The sequence below is a fragment of the Paraburkholderia sp. CNPSo 3274 genome (assembly GCF_024206475.1).
Lineage (GTDB): Bacteria > Pseudomonadota > Gammaproteobacteria > Burkholderiales > Burkholderiaceae > Paraburkholderia.
The window spans coordinates 93,977-115,806 of record NZ_JAMBPR010000003.1; the positions used below are offsets into that span (position 1 = coordinate 93,977).

General features: G+C 65.7%; 17 protein-coding genes and 1 pseudogene. 15 read left to right on the top strand and 3 right to left on the bottom strand.

The features are described from left to right. The first annotated feature begins 28 nt into the window (after positions 1 to 28). The 11 genes and pseudogenes from M3I54_RS02700 to M3I54_RS02750 all read left to right on the top strand — a co-directional run bounded on the left by M3I54_RS02700 (position 29) and on the right by M3I54_RS02750 (position 12,897). Positions 29 to 535 carry a flavin reductase gene (locus tag M3I54_RS02700; RefSeq protein ID WP_254332827.1) on the top strand — a complete coding sequence of 169 codons (507 nt, stop codon included), beginning with the start codon at positions 29 to 31 and terminating at the stop codon, positions 533 to 535. Between the two features lie 2 nt (positions 536 to 537). Continuing rightward, a complete protein-coding gene (locus M3I54_RS02705) occupies positions 538 to 1,818 on the top strand; it encodes an MFS transporter (RefSeq protein WP_254332828.1) in 1,281 nt (426 codons plus the stop codon). A 189-nt stretch (positions 1,819 to 2,007) separates the two neighbouring features. Then, positions 2,008 to 2,724, top strand: a pseudogene (locus M3I54_RS02710) (GNAT family N-acetyltransferase); the annotation flags it as partial. A gap of 315 nt (positions 2,725 to 3,039) precedes the next feature. After that, on the top strand, positions 3,040 to 4,053 hold the full coding sequence (gene deoC / locus M3I54_RS02715; RefSeq protein WP_254332829.1) for a deoxyribose-phosphate aldolase: 1,014 nt from the start codon (positions 3,040 to 3,042) through the stop codon (positions 4,051 to 4,053). A gap of 13 nt (positions 4,054 to 4,066) precedes the next feature. Continuing rightward, on the top strand, positions 4,067 to 6,448 hold the full coding sequence (locus tag M3I54_RS02720) for an aldehyde dehydrogenase family protein (protein WP_254332830.1): 2,382 nt from the start codon (positions 4,067 to 4,069) through the stop codon (positions 6,446 to 6,448). Between the two features lie 89 nt (positions 6,449 to 6,537). Next, entirely contained in the window at positions 6,538 to 7,017 is a 480-nt protein-coding gene (locus M3I54_RS02725; RefSeq protein ID WP_028204477.1) for an RbsD/FucU family protein, read from the top strand. Then, positions 7,014 to 7,955 (top strand): ribokinase, encoded by a 942-nt coding sequence (rbsK, locus tag M3I54_RS02730; protein ID WP_254332831.1) that lies wholly within the window; start codon positions 7,014 to 7,016, stop codon positions 7,953 to 7,955. The genes M3I54_RS02725 and rbsK overlap by 4 nt, the downstream gene beginning before the upstream one ends. A gap of 39 nt (positions 7,956 to 7,994) precedes the next feature. Beyond that, the gene (locus M3I54_RS02735; protein ID WP_254332832.1) at positions 7,995 to 9,032 is read left to right on the top strand and encodes an ABC transporter permease; all 1,038 of its coding nucleotides are present in this window, start codon (positions 7,995 to 7,997) and stop codon (positions 9,030 to 9,032) included. A 193-nt stretch (positions 9,033 to 9,225) separates the two neighbouring features. Next, entirely contained in the window at positions 9,226 to 10,230 is a 1,005-nt protein-coding gene (locus tag M3I54_RS02740; protein WP_254332833.1) for an autoinducer 2 ABC transporter substrate-binding protein, read from the top strand. 73 nt (positions 10,231 to 10,303) lie between these two features. Continuing rightward, positions 10,304 to 11,824: a sugar ABC transporter ATP-binding protein gene (locus M3I54_RS02745; RefSeq protein ID WP_254332834.1), complete on the top strand. Its 1,521-nt coding sequence runs from the start codon at positions 10,304 to 10,306 to the stop codon at positions 11,822 to 11,824. 35 nt (positions 11,825 to 11,859) lie between these two features. Then, entirely contained in the window at positions 11,860 to 12,897 is a 1,038-nt protein-coding gene (locus tag M3I54_RS02750) for an ABC transporter permease (protein ID WP_375542083.1), read from the top strand. A 45-nt stretch (positions 12,898 to 12,942) separates the two neighbouring features. On the opposite strand, the gene M3I54_RS02755 is transcribed toward M3I54_RS02750, so the two are convergent. Continuing rightward, positions 12,943 to 13,671 (bottom strand): DeoR/GlpR family DNA-binding transcription regulator, encoded by a 729-nt coding sequence (locus tag M3I54_RS02755; RefSeq protein ID WP_254332836.1) that lies wholly within the window; start codon positions 13,669 to 13,671, stop codon positions 12,943 to 12,945. 252 nt (positions 13,672 to 13,923) lie between these two features. On the opposite strand from M3I54_RS02755, the gene aldA reads away from it, so the two are divergent. The 4 genes from aldA to M3I54_RS02775 all read left to right on the top strand — a co-directional run bounded on the left by aldA (position 13,924) and on the right by M3I54_RS02775 (position 19,712). Beyond that, on the top strand, positions 13,924 to 15,345 hold the full coding sequence (gene aldA / locus M3I54_RS02760) for an aldehyde dehydrogenase (RefSeq protein WP_254332838.1): 1,422 nt from the start codon (positions 13,924 to 13,926) through the stop codon (positions 15,343 to 15,345). A 152-nt stretch (positions 15,346 to 15,497) separates the two neighbouring features. Further along, entirely contained in the window at positions 15,498 to 16,787 is a 1,290-nt protein-coding gene (locus tag M3I54_RS02765) for a nitrate/nitrite transporter (RefSeq protein ID WP_254333017.1), read from the top strand. A 13-nt stretch (positions 16,788 to 16,800) separates the two neighbouring features. After that, complete coding sequence (locus M3I54_RS02770) at positions 16,801 to 18,018, top strand: mandelate racemase/muconate lactonizing enzyme family protein (protein WP_254332839.1); 1,218 nt, start codon at positions 16,801 to 16,803, stop codon at positions 18,016 to 18,018. A gap of 17 nt (positions 18,019 to 18,035) precedes the next feature. After that, positions 18,036 to 19,712 (top strand): GMC family oxidoreductase, encoded by a 1,677-nt coding sequence (locus M3I54_RS02775; RefSeq protein ID WP_254332840.1) that lies wholly within the window; start codon positions 18,036 to 18,038, stop codon positions 19,710 to 19,712. Here the strand turns inward: M3I54_RS02775 and M3I54_RS02780 are convergent. Together M3I54_RS02780 and M3I54_RS02785 are read right to left on the bottom strand one after the other, a co-directional pair. Then, the gene (locus tag M3I54_RS02780; protein ID WP_254333019.1) at positions 19,685 to 20,563 is read right to left on the bottom strand and encodes a LysR substrate-binding domain-containing protein; all 879 of its coding nucleotides are present in this window, start codon (positions 20,561 to 20,563) and stop codon (positions 19,685 to 19,687) included. The genes M3I54_RS02775 and M3I54_RS02780 overlap by 28 nt on opposite strands. 90 nt (positions 20,564 to 20,653) lie before the next feature. Then, positions 20,654 to 21,826 (bottom strand): MFS transporter, encoded by a 1,173-nt coding sequence (locus M3I54_RS02785; protein ID WP_254332841.1) that lies wholly within the window; start codon positions 21,824 to 21,826, stop codon positions 20,654 to 20,656. Between the last annotated feature and the right edge of the window lie 4 nt (positions 21,827 to 21,830).

A 21,830-nucleotide genomic window follows, 5' to 3' on the forward strand; every position in this document is an offset into this window, starting at 1 on the left:
GAGGAGACCGCGGCAAGCGGGCAAGAATATGGTAGACAAATCCCTCTTTCGCGACGCCATGGCCGGTCTTGGGGCAGCCGTGAACATCGTCACGACCGATGGCGACGCCGGGCGCGCCGGCTGCACGGCGTCCGCCGTGTGCGGCGTGACGGACGAGCCGCCCACGCTGCTCGTCTGCATCAATCGCACGAGCCGCAACAACGCGATCCTGCGCGAGAACGGGCGGCTCTGCGTGAACGTGCTGGCGGCCGACCAGCGCGAGGTGGCCACGCGCTTCGCCACGAAAGACATGGACATGGCCGAACGTTTCGCGCTCGCCGAGTGGTATCGGCTCGAAACGGGCGCGCCCGCGCTGCGCGGCGCGGTAAGTTCCTTCGATTGCCATATCGCGCGCACGACCGAAGTCGGCACGCATACGGTGTTCTTCTGTGAGATCAAGGCGGCGCGCATGGTGGGCGGCCGTGACGGCCTGATCTGGTTCGGCCGCGCGTTTCATCGCGTGCTCGCGCAGGCGCACGCGGCCGCGGCGGCCTGAGCGTGGCGGGCACGCCTTCCCGAGGCGCTGCCGGTTCTCGTTCTTCTGACGAAACGGGGCCGCCAGGGCGTGGCGCAGCGCAACGCGGCAAGGCCGCATCGCTCGCGTTGCTGCTCCTCGCGCAGGTGGCGGCGATGGGCGTCTGGTTTTCGTCGAGCACCGTGGTGGCCCTCATCAAGCAGGCGCACGCCATTGCCGCCTTCGACGAAGCCTTGCTCACGAGCGCCGTGCAGTGCGGCTTCGTGGCCGGCACCATCACGTCCGCGTTGCTTTCGCTGCCCGACCGCTACGATCTGCGCCGGCTGCTCGCGGGTTCCGCGCTCGTGGCGGCCGTGGCCACAGCCTCGCTCGCGTTCCTGCCGCCGGTTGGCGGCGCGGTCGTCGCGCTGCGGTTCATCACCGGCATGTGCATGGCGGGCGTGTATCCGGTCGGCATGCGGCTCGCGGCCACCTGGGCGCAAGGCGATCTCGGTCTGCTCGTCGGCCTGCTCGTGGGCGCGCTCACGCTCGGCTCGGCAAGCCCTCATCTGCTGGCGGCCACGGGCGGGCTCGGCTGGCGCACGATCTATGGCGTCGCCGCGGCGTGCGCGGCGTGCGCCGCAGTGCTGATCGGCTTTGCGGGAATTGGGCCGAATATCCGGCGCGCAACGCGCATCGACTTTGCGAAAGTCACGCGGGCGTGGCGGCAACCCGCCTTGCGTCTCGCCAACCTCGGCTACCTGGGCCACATGTGGGAGCTTTACGCGATGTGGGCGTGGCTCGCGCTGTTCCTCCAGCAAACGTTCGTCGCGCGCGGCATGGCCAACGCCCGCACGCGCGCGGAATGGATGACCTTCAGCGTGATCGCGATCGGTGCGGCGGGCGCGTGGCTCGGCGGCGTGCTGGCGGACCGCGTGGGGCGCACGGCCGTCACGGTCGGCGCGATGGCGACGAGCGCAACGTGTGCAGCGCTGATGGGCTGGCTGGCTAACGCGCCGCTCATCGTGATGGGTGCGGTCGCGCTCGTATGGGGCGTCTCGGTGATCGCCGATTCCGCGCAGTTTTCGGCGAGCGTCGCCGAACTGGCCGATCCGGACTCGGTCGGCACACTGCTGACCGCGCAGACCTGCGCGGGTTTTTTGCTCACGCTGGTGAGCATTCATCTCGTGCCGTACGTGGTGGCGTGGCTTGGATGGCGGGGCGGCTTCGGCATGCTGGCCGTCGGGCCGGCGCTGGGTTGTGTCGCGATGCTGCGGTTGCGTCGTCGTCCCGATGCTGTGCGGCTTGCGGGCGGGCGGCGTTGATCCGCAAGTTCCCAGGCGGGCGGTAATCGAAAAGCAGAGGAAAACTGAACAATTGAAGTGCGCGACGCGATGCGGCGCGCTGCGTGGTTCCACGTGCTCGGCCATTCGTGGACCTTTCCACAGAACCACGACATGCGGTAACTTAACGCGGATATTGGATACGTCTCGCGCAAGAGGAGCTTGTCACGCATGTCAGCAAGACTGAACGAATTCCAGCAGCCCATTGGCGACCCTGTCACCGGCTGGCAGCCGCGCGAACGGCCTGCGCGCGTGACGATCGAGGGTCGGTTCTGCCGCATCGAGCCAATCGACCTCGACCGCCACGCCGCCGATCTCTTCGAAGCCTACGGCACGGCGGCCGATGGGCGCGACTGGACCTACCTGTTCGCCGAGCCGTTCACCGACTTTGCCGCGTTTCGCGAGTACCTCGCGAAAGCGGCTGCATCGAGCGACCCGTTTCATTACGCCGTGATCGACCGCGCGAGCGGGAAAGCCGTGGGCACGTTCGCGCTCATGCGCATCGAGCCGGTGCATGGCGTGATCGAAGTGGGCAGCGTGACGTTTTCGCCGCGCCTGAAGCAAACGCCGCTTTCCACCGAGGCGCAGTACCTGCTGATGCGCTACGTGTTCGACGACCTCGGCTACCGGCGCTACGAATGGAAGTGCGACAGCCTCAATGCGCCTTCGCGCAAGACGGCGCTGCGTCTGGGCTTCCAGTTCGAGGGCATTTTCCGCCAGGCGATCGTGTACAAGGGCCGCAACCGCGACACGGCGTGGTTCGCGATCATCGACCGGGATTGGCCGCTCGCGAAAGCCGCGTTCGAGACGTGGCTCTCGAAAGAGAATTTCGACGCGCAAGGCGACCAGCGCGCGTCGCTTGCCAGCTTGAGGGAAGCGGCAGCGTCCTGAATGTCCGGGGCGATCCTTTACTGCTACACGCGCGCGGACAACTCCGCGCGCAAGCGCTACGACGAAGTCGCGAAAGCCGACGATTTCGTACGCTATCGGTTGCCGTTCTAAACCGCTCTCTGGATGTGGCGCTCGGGTACGCGCAAACGGAGGTCTCGGGCGAAAGCTGAACGCGCGGGCCGGCGTTCCCACGTCCCAAGGCTGATAGATAGGATTGTAACGAGTATTGTCACGATCGTTTCATCGGTATAGGATGGGTGCGAATAAACCACCACGGTTTGATGTGCATTGCACAAATTCGCCTCCCAGCCTATGTCAGAAGCCTCAACGAACTCGCTCGTCGTGCTGCGCGGCGCGCCCGCCCAGCATGCCGCGCATTTAGCGCGCAACGCCGGCGTGCCGTTCGACGCCGCGTGGCTCGACCCCTTGCGCGTCAACCAGTCCGCCGTCGAGCGGCGCACGGCCACGCTCGGCACGCGCCGCGCGGTCAAGAAGGACGCGCAGGCCGCGTGGCTCCTGAAGGCCATCACCTGCATCGATCTCACCACGCTCAATGGCGACGACACCGAAGGCCGCGTGCGGCGCCTGTGCACGAAGGCGCGCCACCCCGTGCGCGCCGACCTGCTCGCGGCGCTCGGTTTCGCTCCCGATGCCATCACGACGGGCGCGGTGTGCGTGTATCACCGCTTTGTCGCGGCAGCCGTGGACGCGCTGGCGGGCAGCGGAATTCCCGTCGCGGCCGTCTCCACCGGCTTTCCGGCTGGCTTGAACCCGCACGCGCTCAAGCTCAAGGAAATCGAGGCCTCCGTTAAGGATGGCGCCGAGGAAATCGACATCGTCGTCACGCGCGAGCACGTGCTCACCGGCAACTGGCGCGCGCTCTACGACGAAGTGCGCGAGTTTCGCGCGGCCTGCGGCGAGGCGCATCTGAAGGCGATTCTCGCCACGGGCGACATTCGCGTGCTGTCGAACATCGCCAGGGCGTCGATGGTCTGCATGATGGCCGGCGCGGACTTCATCAAGACATCGACGGGCAAGGAAGGGACCAACGCCACGCTCGACGTTTCGCTCGTGATGGTGCGCATGATCCGGGAGTACCGGGAGCGCACTGGGGCGCTGGTGGGCTTCAAGCCCGCGGGCGGCGTATCGAACGCCAAAACCGCGCTCGCGTACCAGATCCTCATGAAGGAAGAGCTGGGGCGGCCCTGGCTCGAGCCCGAGCTGTTCCGCTTCGGCGCTTCGAGCCTGCTCGCCGACATCGAGCGCCAGCTCGAACACCACGTGAGCGGCCGCTATTCCGCCTTCCACCGCCACCCCGTAGCCTGAGCAGACCATACCGATGAGCGTAGCCGAGTATTTCCGAACGATGGATTACGGTCCCGCCCCCGAGGACGATCAGCCCGTGCGCGCATGGCTCGCGCAGCACGAGGCCACGTTTGGGCATTTCATTGACGGCGCGTGGCGCGAAAGCGCCGATGGCGTGTGCTTCGAAGTGCGTGCGCCCGCCACCGGCGAGGCGCTCGCCGCCGTGGCGCAAGGCGGTGCGGCGGATGTGGCGGCGGCCGTCGCGGCGGCGCGCGCGGCGCAGCCCGAGTGGTACGCCATCGGCGGCGCGGCGCGCGCGCGGCATCTCTATGCGCTATCGCGCATGGTGCAGCGCCACAGCCGCCTCTTTGCCGTGCTCGAAGCGCTCGACAACGGCAAGCCGATCCGTGAAGCGCGCGACATCGACGTGCCGCTGGTGGCGCGCCATTTCCTTCATCACGCAGGTTGGGCGCAACTTCAGGAGAGCGAACTGGCCGGATGGTCGCCGCTTGGCGTGATCGGCCAGATCGTGCCGTGGAATTTCCCGCTGCTGATGCTCGCGTGGAAAGTGGCGCCCGCCATCGCTCTCGGCAATTGCGTGGTGCTCAAGCCCGCCGAATACACGCCGCTCACCGCGCTCCTGTTCGCCGAACTGGCGCATCGCGCCGGCCTGCCCAAGGGCGTGCTCAACGTGGTGACGGGCGACGGCAGCACGGGCGCGGTGCTCGTCGAGCACCCCGGCGTCGACAAGATCGCCTTCACCGGCTCGACCGAAGTGGGCCGCCTCATCCGCACCGCCACGGCTGGTACCGGCAAGTCGCTTACGCTCGAACTGGGCGGCAAGTCGCCGTTCATCGTTTTCGACGACGCCGACCTCGACGGCGCCGTGGAAGGCGTCGTGGACGCCATCTGGTTCAACCAGGGCCAGGTATGCTGCGCGGGTTCCCGGCTGCTGGTGCAAGAGGGCGTCGAAGCTCGCTTTCTCGAGAAGCTCAGGCGCCGCATGGCGACGCTGCGCGTCGGGCCCTCGCTCGACAAGGGCATCGACATCGGGGCGATCGTCGATCCGGTGCAGCTCGAACGCATCGAGTCGCTCGTGGAAGCCGGGCGGCGCGAAGGCTGCAACGTGTGGCAGCCGCGCGAAGTCGAGCTGCCAGCGGGCGGCTGCTTCTATCCGCCGACGCTCGTTACGGGCATTGGCCCCGCCTCGACGCTCGCGCAGGAAGAAGTCTTCGGGCCAGTGCTCGTGGCCATGAGCTTTCGCACCCCGGAAGAGGCCGTGGCGCTCGCGAACAATTCGCGCTATGGCCTCGCCGCGAGCGTATGGAGCGAGACCATCGGGCGCGCACTCGATATCGCGCCGCGCCTGCAATGCGGCGTGGTGTGGATCAACGCGACGAACCTCTTCGACGCGAGCGTGGGCTTTGGCGGCTACCGTGAATCGGGCTTCGGGCGTGAGGGCGGCCGCGAAGGCGTGTTCGAATATCTGAAGCCGGCCGCATGGAGCAAGCTGCCGACGCGCGCGCAACGCGAGGCGCGCCCGCCCGCACCAGACTTTGCGCACGCGGGCACCGGTCTCGATCGCACTGCGAAGCTTTTTATCGGCGGCAAACAGGTGCGGCCCGATAGCGGCTATTCGCACGCCGTCTACGCGCCGAACGGCGAATGGGTGGGCGAAGTGGGCGCGGGCAGCCGCAAGGACGTGCGCGATGCCGTCGCCGCCGCGCGCGGCGCGAGCAAGTGGACGCAGATGAGCACGCACGCTCGCGCCCAGGTGCTGTACTACCTCGCGGAAAACTTGAGCGCGCGCGCCGAAGAATTCGCGCGGCAGCTCACGCGCCGCGCGGGGCACGACGCGCGCGCGGCCGAGCGTGAAGTGGAGATGGCGATCGACCGGCTTTTCAGCTATGCGGCGTGGGCCGACAAGTTCGATGGCGCGGTGCATACACCGCCGTTGCGCGGTGTCGCGCTCGCCATGCATGAGGCGCTGGGCGTGGTCGGCATCGCTTGCCCTGACGAAGCGCCGCTGCTCGGCTTCGTTTCGCTGATCGCACCGGCGCTTGCGATGGGCAATCGCGTCGTGGCGCTGGCGAGCGAGGCTTGCCCGCTGGCGGCAACGGACTTCTATCAGGTCGTGGAAACGTCGGACGTGCCTGCGGGCGCGCTCAACATTCTGACCGGCGAGCGCGCCGCGCTGCTGCCGGCCCTCGCGAAGCACGACGACGTGGACGCGCTCTGGTGCTTCGGCACGGCGGCCGATTCGTCCCTCGTAGAGCGCGAGTCGGTTGGCAATCTGAAGCGGACCTTCGTCGATCATGGCCGCGAGGTTGACTGGTTCGACCGGACGAGCGCAGGATTGCCGTTCCTGCGCCACGCCGTGCAGGTGAAGAACATCTGGATACCGTACGGCGACTGAGCGCTTCGAACAAGAAAGCGCCAGCCCCCAGCTTTGCATGGGGCCGCACTAAGCGCTAAAGCGCCAAGTGCGGCCGACAGGAGACAAAAATGCTGAAGAATCTTGACCCGCTTCTGAACGCCGATGTCCTGCAAGCGCTGCGCGCGATGGGTCACGGCGACGAACTCGTCGTTTGCGACGCCAACTTCCCCGCCGACTCCGTTGCGCGCGCAACGGTGCTCGGCAAGCTTCTGCGCATCGACGGCGCAGATGCGCCCCGCGCCGTGCGCGCGATCCTCTCCGTGCTGCCGCTCGACACCTTCGTCGAAGCCCCGGCCATGCGCATGGAAGTGGTGGGCGAACCCAACACGATTCCCACCGTGCAGCACGAAGCGCAGGCCGAGGTCGACGCCGCGGAAGGCCGCGCCGTGCCGTTCGCGCCCATCGAACGTCATGCGTTCTACGCGCGCGCCCGCAAGGCTTACTGTGTGATCGCCACGGGCGAAACACGCGGCTACGGCTGCTTCGTGTTCACCAAAGGCGTGCTGCTCGCACCCGACGCACCGCGTGCGAAGGAGCACGGCCAATGAGCGGACGCGTCGTCATCCTCGGCATCTATGTGACCGATCTCGCGTTCCGTGCGAGCCGCATGCCGATGATCGGCGAGACGCTCGCCGGATCGGCATTCGCGATGGGGCCGGGCGGCAAGGGCTCGAATCAGGCCGTGGCCGCCGCCCGCGCGGGCGCGCAAGTGGTGTTCTGCACGCGCGTGGGCAACGACGCATTCGGCGACATCGCGCGTGCGACGTGGGCCGCCGAAGGCATCACGGCGCGCACCCAGGCGGTGGATGGCCTCGCCACGGGCGCGGCGCACATCTTCGTGGACGACACGACCGGCATGAACGCGATCATCGTCGCGGCGGGTGCAGCGGGCACGATGGAGCCCGGCGACGCCGAAGCGATCGAAGCCGATATTGCGGCCTCCCAGGTATTCGTCACGCAGCTGGAACAGCCGCTCGCGGCAGCGCGGCGCGGCCTCGAACTCGCGCGCCGGCATGGCGTGAAGACGGTGTTCAATCCGGCGCCCGCCATGGCGCTGCCCGACGACATCTTCCCGCTTTGCGACTACGTCACGCCCAATGAGACCGAGGCGCAGGCGCTCACGGGCATCGAGATCCGCAACGCCGACGACGCGCGCCGTGCCGCCGACGTGCTGCTCGCCAAGGGCGCGGGCGCGGTGATCGTGACGTTGGGCGAAGCCGGCGCGCTGCTCCATACGCGCGATGCTTCGGTCCTGCTTCCCGCCTTCAATTGCGGCCCGGTGGTGGAAACGGCGGGCGCGGGCGACGGCTTCACGGGCGGCTTCGCGGCAGCGCTCGCGCGCGGCGACGACGCGCTCACGGCCACGCGCTTTGGCTGCGCGCTGGCAGGCATTTCCGTCACGCGCCCCGGCACTGCGCCTTCCATGCCGCGCAGGGAAGAAGTCGACGCCATGCTCGCACGCACGGCGAACACCGCTGCACATTGAGCATAGCCAGGTGAAAACACACCGCAAAGGATGAGGTCTATGAAGTCTGCACTCTTTGCCAAATGGTTCGGTGACCGCCAGTTGAACTTCCTGCTGGCCGTGAACCTGCTGGTCGTGCTGGTCGCGGTCTGGGTGTCGCGCGGGCAGTTCGTCGGCATCGACAACCTGCAGTCGATGGGCGCGCAACTGCCCGAAGTCGCGCTGCTCGCGCTCGGCATCATGCTCTCCATGCTGTCGGGTAACGGCGGCATCGACCTTTCCGGCGTGGGGCTCGCGAATCTTTCGGGCATGATCGCCGCGCTGGTCGTACCGCACCTCGTGAGCGGCGACGACTCACCCGTGCTCTATACGGCGCTCTTCTGCGTGATCGTAGTGTGCATGGGGCTCCTTGGCGGCCTGCTGAACGGCGTGGTGATTGCGCGCCTCGGACTCACGCCTATTCTCTGCACGCTCGGTACACAACTGCTTTTCACGGGCTTCGCGGTGGCGCTGAGCAACGGCGCCTCCGTGCACGTGGATTACGTCGAACCGCTCGCCGATATCAGCAACGGCACGTTCTTCCAGGTGCCGATCTCGTTCCTGCTATTCGTGGCCGTGGTCGTGCTGCTGGGCTGGCTGCTCAGGCGCACGCCGTTCGGGCTGCGCCTCTACCTCATGGGCACGAACCAGCGTGCGGCGTTCTATGCCGGCATTCCGCGCGCGCGCATGCTGATCATGACCTACGCGATGTGCGGCGTACTCGCCTCGCTCGCGGGGCTCGTGAGCGTTTCGCACACGCTCAGCGCGAAATGGGACTACGGCAATTCTTATCTGCTGATCGCCATTCTCATTGCGGTGATGGGCGGGGTGAACCCGGCGGGCGGCTATGGACGCATCATCTGCGTGTTCTTTGCCGCGACGGTGTTGCAATTCCTTTCGAGCCTCTTCAATTTGATGGGCGTTTCGCAGTTTTTCGGCGACTGCGCCTGGGGCTTCCTGTTGTTGCTTTCGCTCGCGTTCGCGGGCGGCGAGCGGGTACGCGCGATTTTCGGTCTCGGCGCCTGGGCGTCTGCTGGCAAAGGGCGGACCTCGGGCTGACTGGCTGAACCGTGTAGCAGGCGGGCCTCGTGCCTCGGAGGTCCGCCGCCATCCATTTCGGGGCGACATACGTGCTTTGCATGGGACCGCAGTAAGTGCTTTGCATGGGACCGGAGTAAGGGCTAAAGCCCGAACTCCGGTCGACAGCTAAAGCGCAAACTGCGGATCGACATAAAAAACGGAGACAAGGAACATGAAGATCAAGCGACTCAGCGTGGCAATTACAGCGTGTGCACTCGCCGCTGGCATGGCGGCCGTGGCGTATGCGGCGGAAAACCCGACCATCGTCACGGTGGTAAAGGTGACCGGCATTAGCTGGTTCAATCGGATGGACGACGGCGTCAAGGAATTCGGCAAGGACAACCCGAACGTTGCGGTCTACCAGACGGGGCCGGGCCGCGCGGACGCCGCGCAGCAACTGAAGATCATCGACGACCTGATCGCGAAGAAAGTGAGCGCGATTGCGGTCGTTCCGTATGATCCGCCCACGCTCGAACCGGCGCTCAAGAAGGCGATGGACCGCGGTATCAAGGTCGTCACGCACGAAGCCGACAACGAAAAGAACACGATGGTCGACGTCGAGGCGTTCGACAACTCCGCCTACGGCGCCGCGCTCAACGACCGCCTGGCCTCATGCATGCACAACGAAGGCAAGTGGGCGACGATGGTCGGCTCGCTCGGCAGCCGTTCGCAGGTGCAGTGGGCCGACGGCGGCATCGACAACGCGAAGAAGAAGTTCTCGAAGATGCAGCTCGTCGAGACCAACCTCGAAACCAACAACGACGGCGAGCACGCCTATGAAGTGGCCAAGGAAGTGCTGCGCAAGCATCCGGACATCAAGGGCTTCCAGGGCTCGTCGTCACTCGACGTGATCGGCATCGGCCGCGCCGTCGAGGAAGCGGGCCTGCAGGGCAAGATCTGCGTGTATGGCACCGGTTTGCCGACCGAGGCCGGCAAGTACCTCGAAAGCGGTGCGATCAACGGCATTGCGTTCTGGGATCCGAAGCTGGCGGGCATGGCGATGAACAAGATCGCGATGATGCTGATCGACGGCAAGACGGTGGAGAACGGCGCGAACCTCGGCCTGCCGGGTTACGAGAAAGTCACGGTGTCGAAGGGGCCGGGCAAGGGCATCATCGTGCGCGGCCAGGGTTGGGTGAGCGTCGACAAGTCGAACTACAAGCAATACAACTTCTGATCGGGAGAAGGTGGCGCGCGCAATGGTCTTGTGGCCCGGCGCGCGCTTCGTCGCAACGTCACGAAGAGAAGATATGGCTTCAGAACCGTTATTGCAGGTGCTCGGCGTGCACAAACGCTTCACGGGCGTGCACGCCTTGCGCGGCGTGACGCTCGCGTTCGAGCGCGGGCAGATCTATCACCTGCTCGGCGAGAACGGGTGCGGCAAGAGCACGCTCATCAAGATCATCTCCGGGGCGCAGCCGCCCGACGAAGGCGAACTGGTGATCGACGGCGCGCGCCACGCGCGGCTAACGCCGCTCGAATCGCTCGCGGCGGGCGTCGAGACTGTGTATCAGGATCTTTCGCTGCTGCCCAACATGAGCGTGGCGGAAAACGTGGGGCTCACGACCGAACTCGCGGAGCATGCGGGTCGTCTCGCGCGCACATTCGACCGCCGCGAACTTGCCCGCACGGCCGAGCGCGCCTTGAAGGCCGTGGGCCTGCCGGGCGACGCCGACTTCCAGGCGACGCTCATCGAACAACTGCCGCTCGCCGCGCGCCAGCTCGTGGCGATCGCGCGCGCCATTGCGAGCGAGGCGAAGTTCGTCATCATGGACGAGCCCACGACCTCGCTCACACAAAAGGAAGTGACCAACCTCATCGCCGTGCTCGGCCAGTTGCGCGCGCAGGGCGTGACCGTGCTGTTCGTGAGCCACAAGCTCGACGAGTGCTATGCGATCGGCGGCGAAGTGATCGTGCTGCGCGACGGCCAGAAAGTGACAGAAGGTCCGATCACGAATTACACCAAGGCGCAGTTGAGCGAACTAATGACGGGCCGCGAGCTTTCCACCGCACGCTACCGCACCGTCGCGCCTGAATCCGACGTGCTGCTCGGCGTTCGCGGCCTTGGGCGCGCGGGCCTGTTCAGCGATGTGTCGTTCACGCTGCGCCGCGGCGAGATTCTCGGCGTGACGGGCTTGCTCGATTCGGGCCGCAACGAACTCGCGCGTGCGCTTGCGGGCGTCGCGCCCGCCGATGCGGGCGAGATCGTACTCGAAGGCCGTGCGATCAAGCTTTCGACGCCCGGCGACGCGAGGCGCGCGCGCATTGGCTACGTGCCGGAAGACCGCCTGAATGAAGGCCTTTTCCTCGACAAGCCGATTCGCGACAACGTGATCACGGCGATGATCGCGAGCCTGCGCGACCGCTTCGGGCAGATCGACCGCACGCGCGCACGCGCGCTGGCCGAAAACACCGTGAAAGAACTGCAGATCGCCACGCCTGACGTGGATAAGGCCGTGCAGTCGCTGTCGGGCGGTAACCAGCAGCGCGTGTTGATTGGCCGCTGGCTCGCCATCGACCCGCACGTGCTGATTCTGCACGGGCCGACCGTGGGCGTGGACGTCGGCTCGAAGGACATCATCTATCGCATCATGCAGCGGCTCTCGCAGCGCGGCATCGGCATTCTGCTCGTGAGCGACGACCTGCCCGAGCTGCTGCAGAACTGCGATCGCGTGCTGATGATGCGTAAAGGCCGCCTCGCCGAAGAGCATCACGCAGACGGCCTGACCGAGGCCGATCTGTACCGCGCGCTGCTTGTAGAGGCAGCCTGAATTCCGCGTAACGTTTTGCCGGACACCGCATGAGCATGAATCAGACAATGAGCACGTCGTCCAACACCGTCGAAGTCGCGCGTCAGAGCGTGCCGCTCAACTGGCGCGCGAAGCTCGCCCGCAATCCCGAGTGGTTCACGGCCACGCTGATCGTCATTACCTGCGTGATCGTCGCTTCTATCAACCCGCGCTTTTTCCAGTGGGCCACGCTGTTCGACCTGCTGCACTCGGCAACGATCACGTCGCTGTTCGCGCTCGGCACGCTCGTCGTGCTGGCATCGGGCGGCATCGACGTCTCGTTCACGGCGATTGGCGCGCTCACGATGTACTCGATCACGAAAGCCGTGTTCGCGTGGTGGCCCGATGCGCCGTTCGCGCTCATTCTGCTGACGGGCGCGTTGGGCGGCATCGTGCTCGGCGTGATCAACGGCATGCTCGTGCACCGGCTGCAGGCGCCTTCGCTGATCGTGACGATCGGCACGCAGTACCTTTATCGCGGGCTGCTGCTCACCTTCGTGGGCACGACGTTCTTCATGAACATCCCGCACAGCATGGACCACTTTGGCCGCATTCCGCTCATTGCCTACAAGACCGCCGACGGGCTCAACGCGGTGCTGCCCGTTTCCGCGATCGCACTCGTGGCAGGCGCGATTCTTACGTGGTGGCTGCTCAATCGGACGATGATGGGGCGCGGCGTCTACGCGATGGGCGGCAGCACGGCGATCGCGGAGCGGCTTGGCTTCAACTTGCGCGCGATCCGGTTGTTCGTGTTCGGCTATACGGGGTTTCTCGCCGGCGTGGCAGGCATTTTGCACGTGGCGAACAACCGGCTTGCCAATCCGTTCGACCTGGTGGGCTCGGAACTCGACGTGATTGCGGCGGTGATTCTGGGCGGCGCGCGCATTACGGGCGGCAGCGGCACGGTCATGGGCACGCTGCTCGGCGTGGCGCTCGTTACGCTCATCAACAACGTGCTCATTCTCGTGGGCGTGCCGAGCACCTGGCAGAAGGTGATTGTCGGCGCGTTCATTCTGGTGGCCGGCACGCTGTTCGCGCTGCGCCGGCGCGGCTGAGTCAGCAGGCTTTTAGGGCGGCCGGCCCTCGCGGCCGGCCGGCGCTTATGCGCCGTGCCCGCGTAGCACCTGGCCTTTTTCGGTGATGACGGAATTGAAGTCGTCCAACTGCGAAAAGCGCCACGCCTTCACGATTCCGTACTTGCTGGCGTCCACAACGAGATGGCTTTCCACGGCGCTGGCCATGGCGGCCTGCTTGAGCGCCACTTCGTGGAAGTTCCAGCACGTTACGCCGCGCGCGGCGTCCACGCCGCCCGCTGAAATAAACGCCTTGTTGATGCCCATGCGGCGCAGCGTTTCAAGGCTCTCCTCGCCGGAAAACGAGTCCGACGACGGCACATACACGCCCCCGAGCAAGATCATGCGCACATTCGGCATGCGCCGCAGAATCTCGGCCACGTTGAGCGAATAGCACACCGCCGTGATCTGCAGCTGAGAAGGGATGAGGCGCGCAAGTGCGGCAAGCGTCGTGCCGCAGTCGATGAATACCGTGTCGTTCTGCGCGATGAGCCGCGCCGCGTGCGCGGACGCTTGCGCCTTGGCCTGAGCGAAATGGTCCTTTTCGTGTTCGAGCGAGTAGCCGGCGGTATTGGGGACGTCCTGCGCGCTCACGATATAGCCGCCCAGATACGTGAAACGCTCGGGATTCGCGGCGATGTCGCGCCGCACGGTCATTTCGGAGACACCAAGCACGCTGGCTGCATCGCGCAGATGCATGACGTTGTGTTTTGCGAGCGCGTCGGCAAGGGCGCGCAGCCGGTCGGTTTTGGCCATGGAGTGGGTTGTCTGGCGCGGAGCGATTGCGGCTCGCCAGACGTTAGATTTATTTCGTCCGCGTGATCGAATTATAACAAGCAAGGTGTGGGATGGTCACGCGCTTTGGCGCCTGCCGCGCCCGCGCTTCATTCGGCGAGCATGCGTTTTTCGCATGCTCCGCTCGACAATTAATCGTTTGTCGCGTCCCGATGCCGCACGGATACTGCGCTTTCTCATGAAGCGGCGGCAACGCCAAACCGGCAGCAATCCATGCGATCAGACCTCAATTTCATCAATGGGCAGTTCGTCGGCGCCGAAGGGTCGCAGATCGCTGTCTATAACCCCGCAACCGGCGACGCGATAGGCCACGTGAGCGCCGCGAGCGCCGCCGACGCGGTTCGCGCGGTCGTGGCCGCCAAGGCCGCGCAGCGCGCCTGGCGCAAGTTGCCCGCCGCCGAACGCGGCGCGATCCTGAACCGTTTTGCGGATGCGATCGTGGCACGCGCGCCGAAGATCGGCGCGGCGCTTGCCGCCGAGTCGGGCAAGAGCGTTGCCGACGCCACTGCCGAGGCGCAGTATGCCGCCGAAATTCTGCGCTATCACGCGCAGTGGGCGCGCCGCATCGAAGGCGAGGTGATTCCGAGCGATAGCGCGAACGAAAACCTCATTCTCATGCGCGAGCCGATCGGCGTGACTGCGTGCCTGATTCCGTTCAACTTCCCGGTGTACACGCTGCTGCGCAAGGTCGCGCCGGCGCTCATCACGGGTAATGCGGTGGTCGTGCGGCCGAGCAACAACACGCCGTGCTCGGCGTTCGAAGTGGCGCGCGCAGCGCAGGAAGCGGAACTGCCGGCCGGCATTTTCAACGTGCTGGCCATGGACCACGACACCGCCGCAGTGCTCTGCACGCACGCGGACGTCGGCATGATCACGCTCACGGGCAGCGTGAGCGCGGGCCGCAAGGTGCTCGATTACTGCAAGGAAAACATCGCCAAGCCGTCGCTGGAACTGGGCGGCAAGACGCCCGTGATCATCGAAGACGACGCCGATCTCGAAGCGGCCGCAACGGCCATCGTGCGCTCGAAAACCACACATTGCGGCCAGCTTTGCACGGCGATCGAACGTGTGTACGTGCACGCTTCGGTGCATGACCGCTTCGTCGCGCTGCTGCGCGAGAAGATGAGCGCGGTGCGCTTCGGCGACCGCGCCGAAGACGAAACCCGCATGGGTCCGCTCGTGAGCGCAAGCGCGCGCGCGGCGATCCACGCAATGGTCGAGCGCGCGGTAGCCGAAGGCGCGAAGCTCGAAACGGGCGGTTATGTGCCCGAAGGCAAGGGTCATTTCTATCCGCCTACGTTGCTGACGCATTGCCGCCAGGACATGGAGATCGTGCAGGAGGAGATCTTCGGCCCGGTGCTGCCGGTGCTTTCGTACGAGACGCTCGACGACGCGCTGCGCATGGCAAACGATCACCAGTTCGGCCTTTCGTCGGTGCTCTTTACGGAGCGCTACCGCACGACCATGCGCGTCGCGAACGAGATCGAAGCTGGCGAACTGTACGTGAACCGCACGCCTGCGGACCCGTATCAGGGCTATCACGCAGGCTGGAAGCGCTCGGGCCTCGGCGGCGACGACGGCAAGCACGGCATGCTCGAATTCACGCAAACACGCCTGGTCGTGATGCCGTTCTGATCGTTCGAGATACTGATTAATCGCAGAAACGGCGCCCCTCGACCGGGCGCCGCAGATAAAGAAAAAACGCCTCGCGCGGGCAACCGCCCGCGCGCCGGCGTCGACAGGAGACAATCTTGCAGAAGTCCATCCGAAAGCCCAGTGCGCAGGCGATGCCGCGCGCCGAAACCTCATCGCTCACGCCCGCCGCGTCAGGCTCCATGCAGCGCTACGTGCAGTTGCTGCTGCTCGTGCTCGCTGCGGGCGGTATCTATCCGCTGCTGTATCTGCGTCAGGTCTACCAGACCACGATGCTCGATGTCCTGCATATCGACAATGCTCAGCTCGGCTATCTCTACTCGGTGCTCGGCATCGTGTTCTTCGTTTCGTATCTGCCGAGCGGCTGGCTCGCCGACCGCGTCGCGCCGCGCCTGTTGATCTGCTTCTCGCTCATCGGCACCGGGGCGCTGGGCCTCTGGTACTCCACCGCGCCCTCGTTCCATGCGCTGCTCGTGATCTTCTGCCTTTGGGGCGTCACGACCGGCCTCACGTTCTGGGCCTCGGTACTCAAACGCGTGCGCATGATCGCGGCGGCGAACGAACAAGGCCGATTTTTCGGGCTGCTCGACGGCGGACGCGGACTTGTCGAAGCACTGCTCGCCACCGCCGCGCTCGCGCTTTTCGCCGCCGCAACGGGCTCGGGAAGCGGTGAAGCGGCGGGCCTGCGTCACGTGATCTTTCTGTATTCCTTCACGTGTATCGCGCTCGGCGCGTTGATGAGCTTCTTCAAGGATCCCGCGCCCGCACAGGCCGAAAGCAAGTCGGTCGAGGCGCATGCAGAGGGTTCGCTGTGGCGCGATCTCGCGACGCTCGCCTCGATTCCTCAGCTCTGGCTCATGGCGGCCGTGGTGTTCTGCGGCTATCAGATCTTTTGGGCGACTTACAGCTTCTCCGCGTATCTCCAGCAGGGCGAGATGCACATGAGCGTCGTGGCGGCGGGCATGGTCACCACCGCGAAGCTCTGGATGCGTCCCATCGGCGGCATTGGCGGCGGCTTTCTCGGCGACCGCCTTTCGAACCTGCGCGTGCTCATCTGGGCGCTGTTCCTGGCCGTCGCGGGCCTGATCGGTCTGATCCTGCTGCCGGCGCTGCGCAACATGGCGCTGCTCGGCGCGGTGGTGCTGTTCATCGGCCTCATGACCTACGCGATTCGCGGCCTCTACTGGACGCTGCTCGACTACTGCGCGATTCCCATGCGCATAACGGGCCTCGCCATCGGTCTCGTTTCGCTGGTCGGCTACTCGTCGGACATTTTCCTGCCGCTCGTGAACGGCTATATCACTGAGCACTACGCGGGCATGTTCGGCTACCAGATCTATTTCGCCTATGTCGCCGCCATTGGCACGCTCGGCGGTATCGCCGCGCTCGTGCTCAAGCGCATGACCCACTCCAAACCTGCCTGAAACAGCCTGAACCATGAAAGTCGTTGCAATTGAAACGAACGTTGTTGCGGTGCCTCCTCCGCACCTCGGCGGCATGTACTGGATCTTCGTTACGCTGAAAACCGATTGCGGCATCGAAGGCGTGGGCGAAATCTACGCCGCGACGTTCCATCCCGATGTGATGGTGCCCGCGATCGAAGACGTCTTCACGCGCTATCTGCTGGACCACGATCCGCACCGCGTCGAGCGCCTGTTCCGCGAGGCATACTCGAGCGGCTTCACGCAGCGCCCGGACCTCACGATGATGGGCATCGTGAGCGGCCTCGAAATGGCGTGCTGGGACATCATCGGGAAGGCGGCGGACAAGCCCGTGTACGAACTGCTCGGGGGCATGGTGAACGAGCGGCTTCGTTCGTATACCTACCTGTACCCGAAGAACGCGAAGGGCGAATACGACTACGACGACCCCGATCTCGCCGCCGAATGCGCAGCCGAGAATGTGAAGCGCGGTTTCACCGCGGTCAAGTTCGACCCGGCGGGTCCGTACACGGCTTATTCGGGGCATCAGCTTTCGCTCGAAGTGCTCGACCGTTGCGAAACGTTCTGCCGCAAGGTGCGTGAAGCGGTGGGCAGCAAGGCCGATCTGCTGTTCGGCACGCATGGCCAGATGGTGCCTTCTTCGGCCATCCGGCTCGCGAAGCGGCTCGAAAAATACGACCCGCTCTGGTTCGAGGAGCCGGTGCCGCCGGGCCAGGAAGAAGCCATCGCCAATGTCGCGAAGCACACGTCGATTCCCATTGCCACGGGCGAACGCCTCACCACCAAATACGAATTCCACAAGCTGTTGCAGGCGGGCGGTGCGTCGATCCTGCAACTGAACGTTGCGCGCGTGGGCGGCCTGCTCGAAGCGAAGAAGATCGCGACGCTCGCCGAAGTGCACTACGCGCAGATCGCGCCACATCTCTACAACGGGCCCATTGGCGCGGCGGCGAGCATTCAGCTCGCGGCCTGCACGCCGAACTTCCTGATTCAGGAAAGCATCGGGACGTGGGATGGTTTCCACGCACAAGTGCTCAAGCAGCCCATTCAGTGGGAAGACGGTTACATCATTCCCTCGAAGGCGCCGGGCTTGGGCGTCGAACTCGACATGGACGTCGTGCGCGCGCACTCCCCTTATACGGGCAAGCGTCTGCATTTGCAGATGGCGAGCCAGCCCGCCGACGTGCGCGATACCTCGCCCGCACGCGGCTGATCTGCCGGAGCACTCAGATGAACTACGACTACATCATCGTTGGCGCCGGTTCGGCGGGCTGCATTCTCGCGGAACGGCTCTCCGCTTCCGGGCGCCATTCGGTGCTGCTGCTCGAAGCGGGCGGACCGGACGATTCGTTCTGGTTCAAGATCCCTATCGGGTTCGCCAAGCTGTACTACAACGAGCAGTACAACTGGATGTATTACAGCGAGCCGGAGCCGGAGCTTGCCGGCCGGCAGATCTACGCGCCGCGCGGCAAGGTGCTGGGCGGCTCGGGCGCGATCAACGCCATGATTTATGTGCGCGGCGCCGCGCGCGACTACGACGACTGGGCCGCGGCGGGCAATGCGGGCTGGTCGTACCAGGAAGTGCTGCCGTACTTCCGCAAGCTCGAATCGCATCCGCTCGGCGACACCCCCTGGCATGGCGCGAACGGCCCGGTGCGCATCACGCCGATGAAGGATGGCGCGCATCCGGTTTGCCGCACCTTTGTGGAAGGCTGCACGCAGCTCGGTTACGAGCGCAACGAGGACTTCAACGGCGCGCGGCTCGAAGGCGTGGGCATCTACGATGTGAATACGCGCGACGGCAAGCGCGATTCAAGCAGCGTGGCCTACCTGCATCGTGCGGGGCAGCGCTCGAACCTGAAGATCGAGCATCATGCGCGTGCCACGCGTGTGCTGTTCGACGAGGCGAAGCAACGCGCCGTGGGCGTGGAGATCGTGCAGCAGGGCGTGAAGCGCACGTTCCAGGCGAGCCGCGAGGTCATCGTCGCGGCTGGCGCGGTCGATTCGCCCAAGCTGTTGCAGCTATCGGGCGTGGGCCCGCGCGCGCTGCTCGCGAAGCACGGCATCGACGTGGTGCACGAACTGCCTGCTGTCGGGCAGAACCTGCAGGACCATCTGTGCGTGAGCTTCTACTATCGTTCGCGCGTGAAAACGCTCAACGATTCATTCAGCAGTTGGACTGGCAAGCTGAAGTTCGGGCTGCAATACGTGTTTCAGCGCAAGGGTCCGTTCTCGATGAGCGTGAACCAGTCGGGCGGTTTCTTCCGCACGAGCCAGGAGGAGGCACACCCGAACATGCAGGTGTACTTCAATCCGCTTTCGTATCGGATTCCGAAGTCGAATCGGGCGCAGCTCACGCCGGAGCCGTACTCGGGCTTTCTCGTCTGCTTCAATCCTTGCCGGCCCACGAGCCGCGGTTCGGTGGAGATCGCTTCGTCGAACGTGGAAGACGCGCCGAAAATTCGTGGCAACTACCTTTCGACGCAGAAGGACCGCGACGAGGCGATTTCAGGCAGCCACCTCGTGCGCAAGCTGATGACGGCGCGCGCATTGCAGGACATCACCGAAGCCGAGGTGACGCCCGCCGGCGAAGTGACCGACGACGCGAGCATGCTCAAGTTCTTCCGCGAGCAAAGCGGGTCGATCTATCACCTGTGCGGCACCTGCGCGATGGGGCCGGACCCGCGCACGGCGGTGGTGGACGCGCGCCTGCGCGTGCATGGCATCGAAGGCTTGCGCGTGGTGGATGCGTCGATCTTCCCGAATATCACATCGGGCAACACCAACGCGCCGACGATGATGGTCGCGGAAAAGGGCGCGGATCTGATTCTGGAAGACGCCGATCAGGCCATTGCCGCGAAGGCCGTTGCGCAGGGCCGTCAGCACATGGCCGCAATTTCGTCCTGAAGCCATTGCCGGAAAAGCTGGAGCGGCTTCGAAGCCTTCTGTTCGGGCCGCACCACGAACCAGTATGACTGGCGGCCGTCCACGTGGATGTCACGCACGGGCGCGAGCAGGCCCTGGGCCAGCTCGTGCTCGATCATGTGGCGGTCGGCCATCGTGACGCCGAGCCCTTCGATAGCCGCGCGGATCGCATGATCGAGCAGGTCGAATTCGTAGCCGCCCGACGTGTCCACGTCCTCGATGCGCGCCGCGTCGAGCCAGTGCCGCCATGTGAGATAGCGCTGGTTATCGTCCGCGAGCACGTGCAGCAAGGTTTGCTGCGTGAGGTCGACGGGCCCTTGCGCGAGCAGCGCGGGCGCGCACACCGCGATGTGCGATTCGTGCATCAGCAGCGAGCTGTCGAGGCCTTCCCATTCGCCATCGCCAAAGCGGATCGCGCAGTCTAGCGCCGTCGAATCGGCAAGACTGTCCTGCAGATGCGTGGTGAGGCTCAGTTCGAGTTCGGGATGGCGCGCCTGCAGATGCGTGAGGCGCGGCACGAGCCAGCGGCTCGCGAAGGTGGGCGGCGCGTTCACGCGCAGGCGGTTGAGGTCGCTCTTCTGCTGGATCGTGCGCACCGTCAATTCGATGCGGTCGAACGACTGCTGGAGCGTGCGCAGCAGCGCGCGCCCGGCTTCGGTCAGTTCGAGCCGGTGGTGATGGCGCTCGAGCAGCGCCTCGCCAAGCTGTTCCTCGAGCTGGCGCACCTGGCGGCTCACGGCGCTCTGCGTCACGTTCAGCTGCTCGGCGGCGCGGGTGAAGCTGCCGCTCGTGCCTGCCGCCTCGAACGCCTTCAGGGCGTTCAGTGCCGGCATCTTTCGCTTCAAGGTCGTCTCCTCGCTCCAGGCGCCATCTCGAAACGACGCCTCCTGCAAACGACGCAGTATACCGGCCCGCACCGCCATTCAGACACCTCGCGCGCGCGACAGCGCGGCGAGCGCAAGCGTGACGACGAGCGCGAACACATAGAGCCCGCCCGCCCCCAACAGACGCATGAACAGCGAAGCGACGGTGGGACCGGCCGCGCCGCCGAGCGAGAAGACGAGCAGCAGCGTCGCGCTCGTCTGCACGCGCCGCGCCTGATCGACACGGTCGTTCACGTCGGAGACGATCACGCCGTAGAGCGTGAACGTGAGCGCGACGTAGAGAAAAAGGAGCGTATCGACGAAAGCCGGTGCGCGCAGGACGGCGAGCGCCGCGGCCGCGCACGCGGAGACGAGCGAGATCACGCCGAGCGTGGCGCGCCGCCCGAGGCGGTCGGAGAGCCGCCCCACGGGCCATTGCGAAAGCAGGGCGCCGATCAGCACGACACCCATGGCGCGCGAAATACTGCTGGCGGGATAACCGATGCGCGCAAGATACACCGGCGTGAGCGCATAGAACGCGCTGGAAAGCAGCCCCGCGCCGATGCAGGCCGGCACGCTGCGCGGCGCGACGCGGTGCAGTTCGCGCAGGCCGTCGAGCAGCAGCGTGGGGCGTTTCGGCGTGGCGAGCGCGGAAGGCGGCGCCTTGGCAGCAGGCGCGGGCAGCGCGGCTTCGGCCGGTTGCCACTCGCCGATCAACGCCACCGGTATGAGCGCGGTCACGAACAAGCCATTCACGAGCGCATGCTCGAAAATGCCGCCGGGTGCGCCCACGCCCAGCAGGAATTGCCCGGCGCTCACGCCGAGATAGGTGAGCACGAGATACAACGCGAACGCACGCCCGCGCCGTTCGTTCGGCACGGCGCCGTTCACGCCGCTTTCGATCGAGGTGAACACGCCGACCATACTGAAGCCGGTGATGAGCCGCAGCACGGCCCAAATGTCAGGGGAATCGAAGGAGAGATAGCCGAGCGCCGCGAGTGCGGCGAGCGCGCCAAAGCCGATGAAGGCGCGCTGCGGCCCGATGCGCCCGACGATCGGCCCGAGCCCCAGCGCGCCCACGATGAAGCCGACGTAATAGCACGATTGCACGAGGCCGACGTCGAGCGCGGTGCGCTCGCCGTGCAGCATGCGCAGCGAGATCAGCGTCGTGAGGAGGCTGTTCCCGCAAACGAGGATCGTATAGCCGCCCAGCAGGCCGATGAGCGCCCGCATGTAC